This is a genomic window from Pseudomonas sp. WS 5532 (assembly GCF_012985445.1).
Lineage (GTDB): Bacteria > Pseudomonadota > Gammaproteobacteria > Pseudomonadales > Pseudomonadaceae > Aquipseudomonas > Aquipseudomonas edaphica.
Map to the genome: position 1 here is coordinate 24,900 of NZ_JAAQWK010000028.1, position 13,139 is coordinate 38,038.

The 13,139-nt window shown below is 58.4% G+C and carries 13 protein-coding genes; 3 read left to right on the plus strand and 10 right to left on the minus strand.

The features are described from left to right. Positions 1-54: 54 nt before the first annotated feature. From gltP to HBO23_RS30225, 4 genes are all read right to left on the minus strand, one after another. Complete coding sequence (gene gltP, locus HBO23_RS30210; RefSeq protein WP_017139080.1) at positions 55-1,386, minus strand: glutamate/aspartate:proton symporter GltP; 1,332 nt, start codon at positions 1,384-1,386, stop codon at positions 55-57. Between the two features lie 729 nt (positions 1,387-2,115). After that, positions 2,116-2,583: an inhibitor of vertebrate lysozyme family protein gene (locus HBO23_RS30215; protein ID WP_170040727.1), complete on the minus strand. Its 468-nt coding sequence runs from the start codon at positions 2,581-2,583 to the stop codon at positions 2,116-2,118. Between the two features lie 2 nt (positions 2,584-2,585). Next, complete coding sequence (locus HBO23_RS30220) at positions 2,586-2,750, minus strand: DUF1328 domain-containing protein (RefSeq protein WP_003170804.1); 165 nt, start codon at positions 2,748-2,750, stop codon at positions 2,586-2,588. A gap of 78 nt (positions 2,751-2,828) precedes the next feature. Further along, positions 2,829-3,119, minus strand: a complete 291-nt coding sequence (locus HBO23_RS30225) for a hypothetical protein (RefSeq protein WP_017139082.1) — start codon at positions 3,117-3,119, stop codon at positions 2,829-2,831. A gap of 378 nt (positions 3,120-3,497) precedes the next feature. On the opposite strand from HBO23_RS30225, the gene algB reads away from it, so the two are divergent. Together algB and HBO23_RS30235 are read left to right on the plus strand one after the other, a co-directional pair. After that, positions 3,498-4,844, plus strand: a complete 1,347-nt coding sequence (gene algB / locus HBO23_RS30230; RefSeq protein ID WP_170040728.1) for a sigma-54-dependent response regulator transcription factor AlgB — start codon at positions 3,498-3,500, stop codon at positions 4,842-4,844. A 10-nt stretch (positions 4,845-4,854) separates the two neighbouring features. Then, positions 4,855-6,642 carry an ATP-binding protein gene (locus tag HBO23_RS30235; RefSeq protein ID WP_017139084.1) on the plus strand — a complete coding sequence of 596 codons (1,788 nt, stop codon included), beginning with the start codon at positions 4,855-4,857 and terminating at the stop codon, positions 6,640-6,642. Between the two features lie 124 nt (positions 6,643-6,766). On the opposite strand, the gene HBO23_RS30240 is transcribed toward HBO23_RS30235, so the two are convergent. The 6 genes from HBO23_RS30240 to HBO23_RS34000 all read right to left on the minus strand — a co-directional run bounded on the left by HBO23_RS30240 (position 6,767) and on the right by HBO23_RS34000 (position 12,289). Next, entirely contained in the window at positions 6,767-7,543 is a 777-nt protein-coding gene (locus HBO23_RS30240; protein WP_017139085.1) for an N-acetylmuramoyl-L-alanine amidase, read from the minus strand. Between the two features lie 88 nt (positions 7,544-7,631). Next, complete coding sequence (locus HBO23_RS30245; RefSeq protein WP_170040729.1) at positions 7,632-9,701, minus strand: diguanylate cyclase; 2,070 nt, start codon at positions 9,699-9,701, stop codon at positions 7,632-7,634. Then, positions 9,698-10,576 (minus strand): endonuclease/exonuclease/phosphatase family protein, encoded by an 879-nt coding sequence (locus tag HBO23_RS30250; protein WP_017139087.1) that lies wholly within the window; start codon positions 10,574-10,576, stop codon positions 9,698-9,700. The genes HBO23_RS30245 and HBO23_RS30250 overlap by 4 nt, the downstream gene beginning before the upstream one ends. A gap of 10 nt (positions 10,577-10,586) precedes the next feature. Next, positions 10,587-11,222, minus strand: a complete 636-nt coding sequence (gene dsbA / locus HBO23_RS30255) for a thiol:disulfide interchange protein DsbA (protein WP_017139088.1) — start codon at positions 11,220-11,222, stop codon at positions 10,587-10,589. Between the two features lie 170 nt (positions 11,223-11,392). Continuing rightward, on the minus strand, positions 11,393-12,034 hold the full coding sequence (locus HBO23_RS30260; RefSeq protein ID WP_017139089.1) for a c-type cytochrome: 642 nt from the start codon (positions 12,032-12,034) through the stop codon (positions 11,393-11,395). 33 nt (positions 12,035-12,067) lie between these two features. Then, positions 12,068-12,289 carry a cytochrome gene (locus HBO23_RS34000; RefSeq protein WP_017139090.1) on the minus strand — a complete coding sequence of 74 codons (222 nt, stop codon included), beginning with the start codon at positions 12,287-12,289 and terminating at the stop codon, positions 12,068-12,070. Between the two features lie 192 nt (positions 12,290-12,481). Between HBO23_RS34000 and yihA the strand changes: the two genes are divergently transcribed. Further along, positions 12,482-13,123: a ribosome biogenesis GTP-binding protein YihA/YsxC gene (gene yihA, locus HBO23_RS30265; RefSeq protein WP_042943980.1), complete on the plus strand. Its 642-nt coding sequence runs from the start codon at positions 12,482-12,484 to the stop codon at positions 13,121-13,123. The last annotated feature ends 16 nt before the right edge of the window (positions 13,124-13,139 follow it).

Below are 13,139 nucleotides of genomic sequence, written 5' to 3' on the forward strand. Positions count from 1 at the left end.
CAGAAACGACAAACCCCGGAATTTTCCGGGGTTTGTTTCAAAGCAGCGGTGCTATCAGCCGCGGGTAGCTTGTGCGGTCGGTGCGGCTTCTTTGCTGCGCCAGTGCGGCAGCGAGTTCCAGTAGCGCTCGCCCTTGGCATCGTCGTACATGCCTTCCCAGCGGGAGATGACCAGAACAGCCAAGGCGTTGCCGATCACATTAAGTGCGGTACGCGCCATGTCCATCACTCGGTCGACGCCGGCGATGAAGGCCAGGCCTTCCAGCGGAATGCCCACGCTGCCCAGAGTCGCCAGCAACACCACGAAGGACACGCCCGGCACGCCGGCGATACCTTTGGAGGTGACCATCAGGGTCAGTACCAGCATCAGTTGCTGGCCAATCGACAGGTCGATGCCATACAGCTGGGCGATAAAGATGGCCGCGATACTCTGGTACAGGGTCGAACCGTCAAGGTTGAACGAGTAGCCAGTTGGCACTACGAAGCTGCAGATGGCCTTCGGCGCACCGTAGGCTTCCATCTTCTCGATCACACGCGGCAACACGGTTTCGGAGCTGGCGGTGGAGTAGGCCAGTACCAACTCATCCTTGAAGATGCGCATCAGCTTGAGAATCGAGAAGCCGAACAGGCGGGCGATCAGGCCCAGTACCGCAAAGGCGAAGAAGAGGATGGCGACGTAAACCAGGATCACCAGCTTGGCCAGCGGCAGCAAGGAGGCGAAACCGAAGTTGGCGACGGTTACCGCGATCAAGGCAAATACACCGATTGGGGCGTACTTCATGATCATGTGGGTCACTTTGAACATGCTCTCGGACACGCCCTGGAACATGGTCACCAGCGGTTCGCGCAGCTCAGGCTTGAGGCTCGACAAGCCCAGGCCGAACAGCACCGAGAAGAAGATGATCGGCAGCATGTCGCCACGGGCAACGGCAGCGAAAATATTCGATGGGATCAGGTTGAGGATGGTTTCGATGAACGCATGCTCATGCTGCACTTCGGCGGCGGTGGCGGTGTATTTGGAAATATCGACGGTACCCAGGGTACTCATGTCGATGCCAGCGCCCGGGTGGAACAGGTTGGCAAGCAACAGGCCGACCACAATGGCGATGGTGGTGACCACTTCGAAGTAAAGAATGGTTTTGACGCCGATCCGCCCCAGCTTCTTCGCATCCCCTACGCCGGCGATGCCAACAATCAGCGAGGAAATCACAATCGGGATCACGATCATCTTGATCAGGCGGATAAAGATATCGCCCGCTGGCTGCAACACATTGCTGATCCACCAGGCTTTTTCAGCACTGAAATGGTTGAGCACTGCACCGATTGCGATCCCCAGTACCAAACCGATGAGGATCTGCCAGGCGAGGCTTAGCTTTGCCTTCTTCATGTCATTACCCTTACTTCAAGTGGACTTAAGGCAAATGCGCCACTCGCAACGCTCGGAAGCGAAAAAGTGTGCGCATTTGCCTCCATGGAAGGTCACCGCAGCATGGCCGAAATGGCTTACTGGCAGGCGAAAAAAGGCGCAACTATTCCCATGCAAGGGTTCGACGTCTAATGCCGTAAACGCCTACCCTATGCCGAATCGGCATGACTTTTTTTGAAATTAGCTGTCCGAACGGTCAGTTCAAATCCGCCATTAAAGCCCGTGAATATGCCGTTAACCGGCCAATACCGGCTCGCTCAGAGATGTTGGACGACTTATACAGGTTGGCGAAAATGCCTGGGAATTCACTGACCTGGCGCCAGAAATGTCCTATGGCGCAGCCAAAATTTTCTCGATAGATGGTCGCCACGAAACACCAAGTAATGGTTAGGCGCGCGCAAAAGAGAAATTGTCGGCTATGAGCCGTATAAGAAGCGGAGCATGAGAGTGACAAGCCCGTCGCAAGTTCAGCAAGCGTGAGGGCTTGTGAACTTGCGTCGCAGCTTTTCACCTGACCCGGCCCTTGCGCAGGCACTCCCTGTACCCGTAGGTCACGCCGATCTCGATTGATCAGAGCAACCCGGCCCCCTGGTCATGCATCACCCTTGGCGGGCGATGCAGACAGAAAGAAGCGAGGGGCTTCTTTCTATGGACGCCGGCTCCGCAGACGACAGACGCATCAGACGGAACCTAGTACCAATTCGGATCTTTCTTAAGCTGCTCCATCAGCAGCTTTTGCATGCCTTCGTTCGGCTTACCGATAAAACGGTAATCGGCGTGCCGTGTCGGGGATTTGTCCGCCGGCAAACCGGCCGGGACTTCCACCAACATGGCGTAGGCATCTTCCTTGTCGAGGCTAAAGGCAACGATCAGGCGCTTGTTCAGGCACGTATCTGCAGTCTCACAGAGCGGCCCCACCAAATACTTGTCGCCATCTTCTTCAACGGCATTCATTTGCTCGGCCGTACCGGACAGGTTCATCACCCATTCCGGCAAGCGCTGTTCTTTCTTCACCACGCTTTGCCAGGTTTCGCGGTACTGCTTATCCGCACTAAGCAATTCGTTGGCTCGGGATTGGCCGTCATTGGCGGCCATCACCAGCCCGCTGCCGCCCAAGAGCAGGGCGGCAGTCATGGCTTTAAAGGACAAAATGGTCATATTCAGCCTCGGCCGCGACGACCAAAGAAGAACGAAGCGATGAACATCACCAGGAAGACCACAAACAGAATTTTTGCGATACCCGTGGCGGTGCCCGCGATACCACCGAAGCCCAGGACTGCAGCCACAATGGCGATGATCAGAAATGTGATTGCCCAACTCAACATGGTGATTCTCCTTAAGCTTTTATAGGGGTAACTGCGGTAGTGCCGTGCAGCCGCTCAACACAAGCGACCTTTTCTTGCTTAGAACACCCAGCGCTCTTGGGTTGGCAATTCACCCAGGGTTGAATCCTGGCCTGCCACTCTCAATTGCGGGGCGGTTACTTCAGTAGTAGCGCTGGCGCTGCCAACGGAACGGAAATGGGTTTGGGTCATCGACGGACGTTCGAATTGCGCGGTTTGCTGCTGACTTTGCTGCCAATGCTGCATCTGCTGGCCGGCAATCAACGTGACCATCAAAGCCAGGCTGGCGAACAGACCTTGCTGCAAGCGCAGTGGCGATACACGTAGTTGGCTGAGGCTTTGGCGAGTCATGCTGCATTTCTCCCGCATTTTGATTATTCGTTGGGAGAGCTATTGCAGAGTGCATGCCAGTTTTTTTACAAAATAAAACTCAATAAAATCAATTAGTTATAGATACACCAATACAGTATCGAACAGCATCCTGCACGATGACCCTTTGCAGGCCGTGCGAAATGCACGATGGTCAGTGGTCGGGTCAATGGATCGAAACAACCGCGGGCGTTGCCGAATTGGCAAGAAGGCAAGAAAACGCCATCAATCGGCGCCTTTGTAGGGGAACGTGAAGATACCTGCGCGAAGATGCCTTTTATGAATCAGAATAAACCATGCAACTTGCCCGATTAATCCGGGACTAAACACCATCATTTATAGTTAAGGAGCGCGGGACAGATGGAATCAGCCAAGGAACTTCAAGGCCGCATTCTTTTAGTGGATGACGAATCCGCGATCCTCCGCACCTTCCGTTACTGCCTGGAAGATGAAGGCTACAGCGTAGCCACTGCCAACAGCGCCGCCCAAGCCGATGCCTTGATGCAGCGTCAGGTATTCGATCTGTGCTTCCTGGACCTGCGCCTGGGTGAAGACAATGGCCTGGATGTGTTGGCCCAGATGCGCATCCAGGCGCCATGGATGCGCGTGGTGATTGTGACCGCGCATTCGGCTGTAGACACCGCCGTTGACGCGATCCAGGCCGGCGCCGCCGACTACCTGGTCAAGCCGTGCAGCCCCGATCAACTGCGCCTGGCCACCGCCAAGCAGTTGGAAGTGCGCCAGCTCTCCGCACGCCTGGAAGCACTGGAAGGCGCAGTGCGCCAACCCAAGGACGGCCTCGATTCCCACAGCCCGGCGATGATGGTGGTACTGGAAACTGCGCGTCAGGTGGCTGGCACCGATGCCAATATTTTGATCCTCGGTGAGTCCGGCACCGGTAAAGGCGAACTGGCCCGGGCCATTCACGGGTGGAGCAAACGCTCGAAAAAATCCTGCGTGACCATTAACTGTCCGTCACTGACAGCCGAGCTAATGGAAAGCGAGTTGTTCGGCCATAGCCGTGGCGCGTTTACCGGCGCCAGTGAGAGCACGCTGGGCCGCGTTAACCAAGCCGACGGCGGCACGCTGTTTCTCGACGAGATCGGCGACTTTTCCCTGACGTTGCAGCCAAAACTGCTGCGATTCATTCAAGACAAGGAATATGAGCGCGTAGGCGACCCGGTCACTCGACGTGCTGATGTGCGCATCCTCGCGGCCACCAACCTGAACCTGGAAGACATGGTGCGCGACGGCCGTTTCCGGGAAGACTTGCTCTACCGCCTCAACGTCATCACCCTGCACCTGCCGCCCCTGCGCGAGCGCAGTGAAGACATCCTGACTCTGGCCGACCGTTTCCTGGCGCGCTTCGTCAAGGAGTATGCCCGACCTGCACGCGGTTTCAGCGATGCCGCCCGTGAAGCGCTGCTTAACTACCGCTGGCCGGGCAATATCCGCGAACTGCGTAACGTGGTGGAGCGGGCCAGCATCATTTGCCCGCAGGAAAAGGTTGAAATCAGCCACCTCGGGATGGCCGAACAGCCGACCAACAATGCCCCGCGTATTGGCGCAGCACTGAGCCTGGACGAACTGGAGAAAGCCCATATCGGCGCCGTTCTCGCTACCAGCGACACCTTGGATCAAGCGGCCCGCACGCTGGGCATCGACGCGTCGACCCTGTACCGCAAACGTAAACAGTACAACCTGTGAGCTGTACCTTATGAAGCTTGCGATGAAACTGCGCACTCGGTTGTTTCTGAGTATCTCAGCGCTGATCACCGTCGCCCTGTTGGGACTGGTCCTGGGACTGGTCAGCGTCATGCAAATGGCCAAGAGCCAGGAGTCGCTGATCCGCAGCAACTTTATCACCCTGGACCTGGGCCTCAAGCTGCGCCAGACCTTGGGCGACCAGTTGATCCTGATGCTGGAGGAGCAGCCCGACCCCGCTGCCCTGCAGACGTCCAAGCAGAACTATTTTGCCCTGCTGGACCAGGGCATCGCCCATGAGCAGCAGGACGGCAGAACCAGTGGTTTCAGCCAGGCACGCATCGACTACCTGAATTTCCTCAAGGCGTTTGACGAAGCTCAGCAAAGCTCACTGGCCAACAATAAAAACGAAAAACTCACTGAAACCTTCAATGCACTGCGTAACGGACTGATCGCTGAACACAAAGGCGCCCTGGAAAATATCAACGACAGCGAGCACAAGTCGCGCAATCGCGCCTTGTTAATCGCCGGCTTGCTGGGGCTGGTCGGCCTGGCGGTGTTGATCATCGGCTTCGTCACCGCCCATGGCATCGCCCGGCGCTTTGGCGGGCCAATTGAAGCCTTGGCCAAGGCCGCCGACAAGATCGGGCAAGGCGATTTCGAAGTGACGCTGCCGATCTCATCGGCGGCAGAAATGAATCAGCTGACCCGTCGTTTCGGCATCATGGCCGAAGCACTGCGTCAGCATCAGGCGACCAATATCGATGAATTGCTGGCCGGCCAGCAACGCCTGCAAGCAGTGCTCGACAGCATCGACGACGGCTTGCTGATGATTGACCGCCAAGGCCGTCTGGAACACCTTAACCCCGTGGCACAGCGCCAGTTGGGCTGGGACGAAGAGCGCCTCGGCCAGGGCTTGGGTGAAGCCTTGGGTCGCCCTGAAATGGATGAGCAGCTGCAACTGGTGCTGCGCGGCGGCAACCTGGAGCGCGCGCCGGACGATCTGGAAGTGGAAGTCGAAGGCGAACTGCGCCTGCTGACCTACAGCCTGACGCCGGTCAGCCATACCCAAGGGCATATTCTAGGTGCGGTGATGGTGCTGCATGACGTCACCGAACAACGCGCGTTCGAACGTGTGCGCAGCGAGTTCGTATTGCGCGCCTCCCACGAATTACGCACGCCGGTGACGGGCATGCACATGGCCTTCGGGCTGTTTCGCGAACGGGCGAAGTTTCCCGCCGAGTCCCGTGAGGCCGACCTGCTGGATACGGTCAATGAAGAAATGCAGCGCCTGATGCAGTTGATCAACGACCTGCTCAACTTCTCGCGCTACCAGAACGGCCTGCAAAAACTCACGCTCGGGCCATGCGATGTCACTGATTTGCTCGAGCACGCACGAGCCCGGTTCACGGAGCCCGCGAACGCACAACACATCGAACTGCTGGTGGAAGCTCAATCGGAATTGCCCAGGCTGTACGCCGACCAGGTTCAACTCGAGCGTGTACTCGATAACCTTCTAGGCAATGCTTTGCGACATACCGCCAATGGTGGCCAGATTCGCTTGCAGGCGCGTCGCCACGGCGAACGGGTGATTATCAGCGTTGAAGATAACGGCGAGGGTATTGCCTATGGCCAACAGGGGCGCATCTTTGAACCTTTCGTACAAGTAGGCCGCAAGAAAGGCGGCGCTGGCCTGGGGCTGGCGTTGTGCAAGGAGATCGTACAGTTGCACGGCGGTCGCATGGGCGTGTATTCGCGGCCGGGGCAGGGTACGCAGTTCTATATGGCACTGCCGTTGTAGCCTGGATACAAAAAAATGTGGGAGCGGGCTTGCCCGCGATGATGGTGGTTCAGCCAAAACTTTGTTGACTGACACTCCGTCATCGCGGGCAAGCCCGCTCCCACATTTGTATGGGGTTACACCTTTAGCGGCGGTTCAATGCGCTCAGGATAGCTGCACTTTCCGCATCCGGCGTGCCGTCGAACCGTGATGGCCGGAAGTGCATCTGGAACGCCGCGATCACATGTCGCGTGGCCACATCCAGTTCACCCGTCTGCGGCGTCTGGTAGCCCAGGCGCGCCAGTTCTTCCTGGAACCACGTAATACTCGGCAGGCTAACGGCATACTGTTGCTGGAATCGAGCCACCGCCTGTGCATCCGGCCACACGCCCAAACCTTCAGCCGCCAGGCGCTTCCACGGAAACAACGGGCCTGGGTCGAGCTTGCGCAATGGCGCAATGTCGCTATGGCCGATAATGTTTTTGGGGTCGATGCCGTTGCGCTTGCTGATGTCCTTGAGCAACACCACCAACGACTGCACCTGGGCCTCGGAGTACGGGTACCACAGGCGGCCGGTCGGCGCGTCTGTATAACCTGGGTTCACGATCTCGATGCCAATGGAGCTGGAATTGAGCCAGGTGCGGCCCGCCCATTCGCTTTCACCGGCGTGCCAGGCGCGCTGGCTCTCGTCTACCAGCTTGTAGATGGTGCCTGAAGCATCATCGCCAATGAGGTAATGGCTGCTGACCTGGCCGTGCGTGAGCAGCGCCAGGGAGCGTTCAAGGCTGGCGGAGGTGTAATGGACAATGACGAACTGCACGCGGTTGTCGTGGTTCAAAGAAGGGTGGCTGGTGTTCAGCCGCGGGCCGCTGGCGCAGCCGGCGAGCAAAAGAAGCACAAAGGCAATGCAAAAGGATTTCATGGCGGAAGACAGTACGCAGAAGACGATAATGCAACAGTGTAACGGATGGTTCGGGGCTCGACGGTCAAATCACAAAATGGAACATCTTTTACGCCGCCTGCACCCGGTTGCGTCCAGCGGCCTTGGCCCGATACAACGCCTCATCGGCACGCTTTAGCGCCAGGTCACTGCGTTCTCCCGGCAGGAACTGCGCCACGCCCATGGACACCGTGATGGTCACCGGCTCGCCTTTGAAGTGGAACGGGCATGCCTCGATGGCCGAACGCAGCACCTCACCCACGTCCAAAGCATCTGCCAAACCTGAGTCAGGCATCAACAATACAAACTCTTCACCCCCAAATCGCGCGATAAAATCGCCGGAGCGCAGGCGCTTGCGCAACACATTGGCGATGATCTTCAGCACCTTGTCGCCGGCCAAGTGGCCGTAGCCATCGTTGATGCGCTTAAAGTGGTCCAGGTCGAGCATGGCCAGTGACAGGCTGTTGCCGCGCTGATGCCAGCTATTCACTTCATGATCCAGGCGCTCGCTCCAGGCCGCACGGTTGGGCAGGCCGGTGAGCGGGTCGATCAAGGCCTTCTGGCGCTGCACTTCCAAATGCTCGCGATAACCTTGGGCTTCCTGCTCCATGTTCGCCACCCGCTCGGCCAGGCTTTTGAGCCGCGCCGCGACTTCCTGCTCGCGCTGGTCACGCTGCTGCCGGTGTTCGTCCATGGTGCCGAGCAAGCCTTCAAGGTGGCTTTCCAGCACATGCTTGAGGCTGTCCAGGTCAGCAGCTTCCTGCACGCTGCTTTGCAGGCCGTCGACCTGTTCACGGATCTGCGTATCCAGCTCCCGTGCGGCCGAGCGGCTGTCGGCGTGCCCCTCACTGGCCACCTGCAGATGGCCCTGGAAGGCTTCGAGGCGTTCATTAAGCTGCTTGAGGTAGGCCTCGAACTCATGCTGGCCACTGTCGGTAATCGCCAGCATCAGCACCGCCAGGTCATCGAGGATCGGCAGCAATTCGTACCAGTTCAAGCCGTGGGCCAAGCGCTCGCGCATGGCTTCGGCCTGGGGCCGGTGGCGCTCGGGTAAGGACAGATCCTCCAGCAAGCCAAGCAAGGTGTCTTCGATATGCTTGGCGACCGAGCTGTAGGACGGCTCGGGGGAGTCGGGCAGGGCGTAGGTGCCGTCCGGTTGCAGCGCATCGGGATCGGGCTCGCAGGGTTCCAGCACGGGCGGAAGCGACAGGCTGCCTATGAGCGTTTGATCTGGCGTGTCGACCTCAACCTGCGGCTCTTCGATAAATGCAGCAAGGGCGCTTTCGGGCGCGGCTTCCTCTAGTGCTGGCTCGGGCATCTCTGGCTCAGAGACTTCGTCAGGCCCGACGGGGGCTTGCTCCCGCGCCGGTGCCTCAAAGGCAAAGGCTTCGCGGGCGACTTCAGCCACTTTGACCGACTCAGCGGGTTCAGGCTGCGCGGCGGCCGGCGTTACCGGCAATGGCGCAAAAGCGCGCAAGGCTTGGGTCAGCTCTTCGGATTGCACGGGCTCCAGTGGCTCGGGCGCGGCTTTGGCAGCAGCAGGTTTCGACGCCGGCGGTTGCGGTGCATAGAGCGGGGCAGATTCAACCACCGACGCCTCATTCGACACATCCTTTGCACCAAACAGGCGTTGCAGCAGGCCTGGTCCAGGGCGCGCAGCTTCGCCTTCAGGCTCCAGGTTATTTAGCGCCTGCCCTTGCAGGCTGCTCAATTCGCTGAGCAGCAGCGGGATCTCACGCGCCTGGCCGACTCGGCCATCAAGCTGTTTGGCGAAGGTTTTCAGCGGGCGGGCGACTTCACGCGGCAGAGGCAGTTTCTGCAACTGCGCAACTAAGGCAGTCAGCGCAGTGCTGATCTGGTCGACCCGGGTTTCGCGGCGCTGCTCCGAGTCGAGCACGGCTTTTTCCAGGCGTGGCAGCAAGGCGGCGAGGGCAGCGTCCATGTCGTCGGTACGCACCACATCGCGCATTTCTTTCATGCATTGATCAACCGCACGGTCGGTGCCTTCCGCCGCCAGCGTGCTGCGCACCAGGCCTCGGCGCAACAGGTCGAGGCGGGCAGCCCAGCGGCGTTCGAGCTTATCTTGCTGCTCAACGCTTTTAAGGTATTTCTCTTTCCAGCGCTGGGCGTCGTCGCTCATGCAAGGGGTCCGCGTGGGCCTGGGCTCAACGCGGGTAATGCATCAGCCGTGAGCGAACCCGGCAGACGAATCTCTACCGCGACGGGCAGGTGATCGGAAATGGGCTGCGCCAGCACCTGCACACTTTCCAGTGTAAGGCTGGGGCTGAGCAGGATATGGTCGAGACAGCGTTGCGGGCGCCAGCTGGGAAACGTGGCTTCGACTTGCGGCGCCAGTAACCCGAGGTCGCGCAACGGGGAATTCTGCAACAGGTCGGTGGCATGGGTGTTCATGTCACCCATCAGCACCTGGTGTTTGTAGTTGCCGATCAGATCACGCACGTAGGCCAACTGGAGGTTGCGTGTACGCGCTCCAAGCGCCAGGTGCATCATCACCACCACCAAGGCTTCCGGGCCTTCGCCGAAACGCACAAGAATCGCGCCGCGCCCTTTTGGGCCGGGCAACGGGTGATCTTCGATGGCTGTCGGCTTCAAGCGGCTGAGCACGCCATTGCTGTGCTGTGCCAGGCGCCCGAGGTTGCGGTTGAGTTGCTGATACCAATAAGGGAAAGCACCGAGATGGGCGAGATGCTCCACCTGATTGACATAACCGGAGCGCATGCTGCCGCCGTCGGCTTCCTGCAAGGCGACCAGATCGAAGTCGTTGAGCAGGTCGCCGATTTTCTGCAGATTACCGGTACGCCCTTTGTGCGGCAGCAGATGCTGCCAGCCACGGGTGAGGTAGTGCCGATACTTCTCGGTACTGTTGCCCACCTGAATATTGAAGCTGAGCAGCCGCAGACGACTGTCTGCCGGCAAGCCCGTGGACTCCAGGTGGTGTTCGTTGACCCGCGGTTCATGCAGGCCAACGCTACGTTCAGTACCCCAGCCGCGCATGATGGCCCCCTTACTTGGCTGCGCGCTCTTTAGCGATCAGTTGGTCGGCAACATTGAGGGTTTGCTCAGGACCACCGGTAGTGCCCAGGTCGAAACGGTATTTGCCGTTGACGATCATGGTCGGTACGCCTTGTACGCCGTACTTCTGGGCGAGTTCCTTGGCCTGTTTGATTTGGCCCTGGATAGCGAAGGAGTTGAAGGTGGCCAGGAACTTGTCCTTGTCGACGCCTTGGGTGGCAACAAAGTCAGCCATTTCGTCAGGCTTGGTCAGGCGCTTGCCTTCTTTTTGAATCGCATTAAATACAGCGTTGTGAACCTTGTGCTCGACACCCATGGCTTCCAGGGTCAGGAACAGTTGGCCGTGGGCATCCCATGGGCCGCCGAACATGGCCGGGATGCGTCGGAAGTTAACGTCGGACGGAAGTTTTTCGGCCCAAGGATTGATAGTCGGCTCAAAGGCGTAGCAATGCGGGCAGCCATACCAGAACAGCTCCACCACTTCGATCTTGCCTGGCTCCGAGACCGGAACCGGGTTGGCCAATTCAACGTAGGTTTTACCGGCTTCAAGCGGCACGTCGGCAGCTTGCGCGGTCATGCCGAAAAGGCTGACAGTGACGAGAGCGGCGCTGAGGATCAGATTACGCATGCTTTACTCCTGGACAAATAAAGTCGCCTCACGCGACCTTTAGTTGTGACAGGTCTACGCGGGCATGAGTTCGTTAGTGTAACGGCACCGGCCACAAAAAAGGGCGGCCTAAGCCACCCTTTTTATGCTTGCATCGATGGATTAATCGAGCGTTAACGTCGCAGGTCCAATCAGTGCAGGCCCTGAATATAGCTGGACAGCGCTTCGATATCTTTATCCGAAAGTTTCGCCGCAATGTCAGTCATCATTTTGTTGCTGGCATCGCCATCGATGGAGCGAACCTTCTCGCGGAAGTCCTTCAACTGCTTGGCTGTGTATTGGGCGTGCTGACCACTCAGGTGGGGAAAACCCGCCTCGGCCAGCCCACTGCCACCTGCGATGTGACAAGCCTTACAGGCAGGCATGCCACCGATAGGTTGGTCTTCAGCGAGTTTGCCGCCTTGAAACAACGCCTGGCCTTTATCAACGAGCTTCGGATCAGCAGCTCCCACACTGCCTTTCTGGCTGGCAAAATACGCCGCGATGTCCGCCAGGTCCTGATCGCTGAGATTAGTCAGCAAGCCGGTCATTTCCAGCACCGTGCGCTTGCCGTCCTTGATGTCGTGCATCTGCTTGGTCAGGTAACGCTCACCCTGGCCTGCCAGTTTGGGGAAGTTCGGCGCCGGGCTGTTGCCATCCGGTCCATGGCAAGCACCACATACGGCGGCTTTCGCTTGACCGGCAGTGGCATCACCTTTAAGGGGGCCCTCTGCAGCGACGGCAGCGCCAGTGATGCCCAAGGTCAACAGCAGACTCACGATCAGTTTGTTCATCAGCTAATCCAACTACGGCTAAGGGTTTAAGAGTTATCTACCGGGTTTACTCACCATCAACGCGTTGATGGCCTGGTAATCCTCAGTACTGCAGTCCATGCACAAACCACGCGGCGGCATTGCCTTGAAACCCTGAGTCACGTGTTGCATCAGCGTAGCCATGCAAACTCGGTTGTACAGCGCCTCTGGATCCTGTGTAGCCTGAGCGCCTAAAAGCGCGATCAGGACACCAAAAGCGCATAACCATCGGGTCATACATCGACCTTTTCAGGGTTTGAGAGCGTTTTGCGTTCTAATGCGCAATGAAGGTCTTTCGCTCCCGTGAACTTCATCCTTCGCTGGGACAAAGCACACACAAAATCTGCGGCATTATATACTGGCGCTACTGAAACGGAAACGACACCGCTTGCCGCACCCTTTCTCGGCACCGCCCACATCGGAAATCTCATGCAACTCAAGAATCCCATCCTCGGCCTGTGCCAACAGTCCACGTTCATGCTCAGCGCCGCCAAAGTGGACCAATGCCCCGATGACGAGGGCTTTGAAGTCGCCTTTGCCGGCCGTTCCAACGCCGGTAAGTCCAGCGCGCTGAACACCCTGACCCACGCCAGCCTGGCGCGCACCTCGAAAACCCCGGGCCGCACGCAGCTGCTCAATTTCTTCAAGCTAGACGATGATCGGCGTCTGGTCGACCTGCCGGGCTACGGTTATGCAAAAGTACCCATCCCGTTGAAGCTGCACTGGCAGCGTCACCTTGAGGCTTACCTGGGTGGCCGCGAGAGTTTGAAGGGCTTGATTCTGATGATGGACATCCGTCATCCAATGACCGATTTCGACCTGCTGATGCTCGATTGGGCCGTCGCCAGCGGCATGCCGATGCATATCCTGCTGACCAAGGCCGACAAGCTGACCTACGGCGCAGCCAAGAACACCTTGCTCAAAGTGCAGTCCGAAATCCGTAAAGGTTGGGGCGACGCGATCACCATCCAGTTGTTCTCGGCGCCCAAGCGCATGGGCCTGGAAGACGCTTACACCGTGCTGGCCGGCTGGATGGAATTAGCAGACAAGGGCGCGGAAATCGCCGAATAACTTTTGCGCAGGCAAA

Excerpts from the sequence above, each read along its gene's own strand:
- gltP (WP_017139080.1), bottom strand. The coding sequence starts at position 1,386 with ATGAAGAAGGCAAAGCTAAGCCTCGCCTGGCAGATCCTCATCGGTTTG.
- HBO23_RS30215 (WP_170040727.1), bottom strand. The coding sequence starts at position 2,583 with ATGACCATTTTGTCCTTTAAAGCCATGACTGCCGCCCTGCTCTTGGGC.
- HBO23_RS30220 (WP_003170804.1), bottom strand. The coding sequence starts at position 2,750 with ATGTTGAGTTGGGCAATCACATTTCTGATCATCGCCATTGTGGCTGCA.
- HBO23_RS30225 (WP_017139082.1), bottom strand. The coding sequence starts at position 3,119 with ATGACTCGCCAAAGCCTCAGCCAACTACGTGTATCGCCACTGCGCTTG.
- algB (WP_170040728.1), top strand. The coding sequence starts at position 3,498 with ATGGAATCAGCCAAGGAACTTCAAGGCCGCATTCTTTTAGTGGATGAC.
- HBO23_RS30235 (WP_017139084.1), top strand. The coding sequence starts at position 4,855 with ATGAAGCTTGCGATGAAACTGCGCACTCGGTTGTTTCTGAGTATCTCA.
- HBO23_RS30240 (WP_017139085.1), bottom strand. The coding sequence starts at position 7,543 with ATGAAATCCTTTTGCATTGCCTTTGTGCTTCTTTTGCTCGCCGGCTGC.
- HBO23_RS30245 (WP_170040729.1), bottom strand. The coding sequence starts at position 9,701 with ATGAGCGACGACGCCCAGCGCTGGAAAGAGAAATACCTTAAAAGCGTT.
- HBO23_RS30250 (WP_017139087.1), bottom strand. The coding sequence starts at position 10,576 with ATGCGCGGCTGGGGTACTGAACGTAGCGTTGGCCTGCATGAACCGCGG.
- dsbA (WP_017139088.1), bottom strand. The coding sequence starts at position 11,222 with ATGCGTAATCTGATCCTCAGCGCCGCTCTCGTCACTGTCAGCCTTTTC.
- HBO23_RS30260 (WP_017139089.1), bottom strand. The coding sequence starts at position 12,034 with ATGAACAAACTGATCGTGAGTCTGCTGTTGACCTTGGGCATCACTGGC.
- HBO23_RS34000 (WP_017139090.1), bottom strand. The coding sequence starts at position 12,289 with ATGACCCGATGGTTATGCGCTTTTGGTGTCCTGATCGCGCTTTTAGGC.
- yihA (WP_042943980.1), top strand. The coding sequence starts at position 12,482 with ATGCAACTCAAGAATCCCATCCTCGGCCTGTGCCAACAGTCCACGTTC.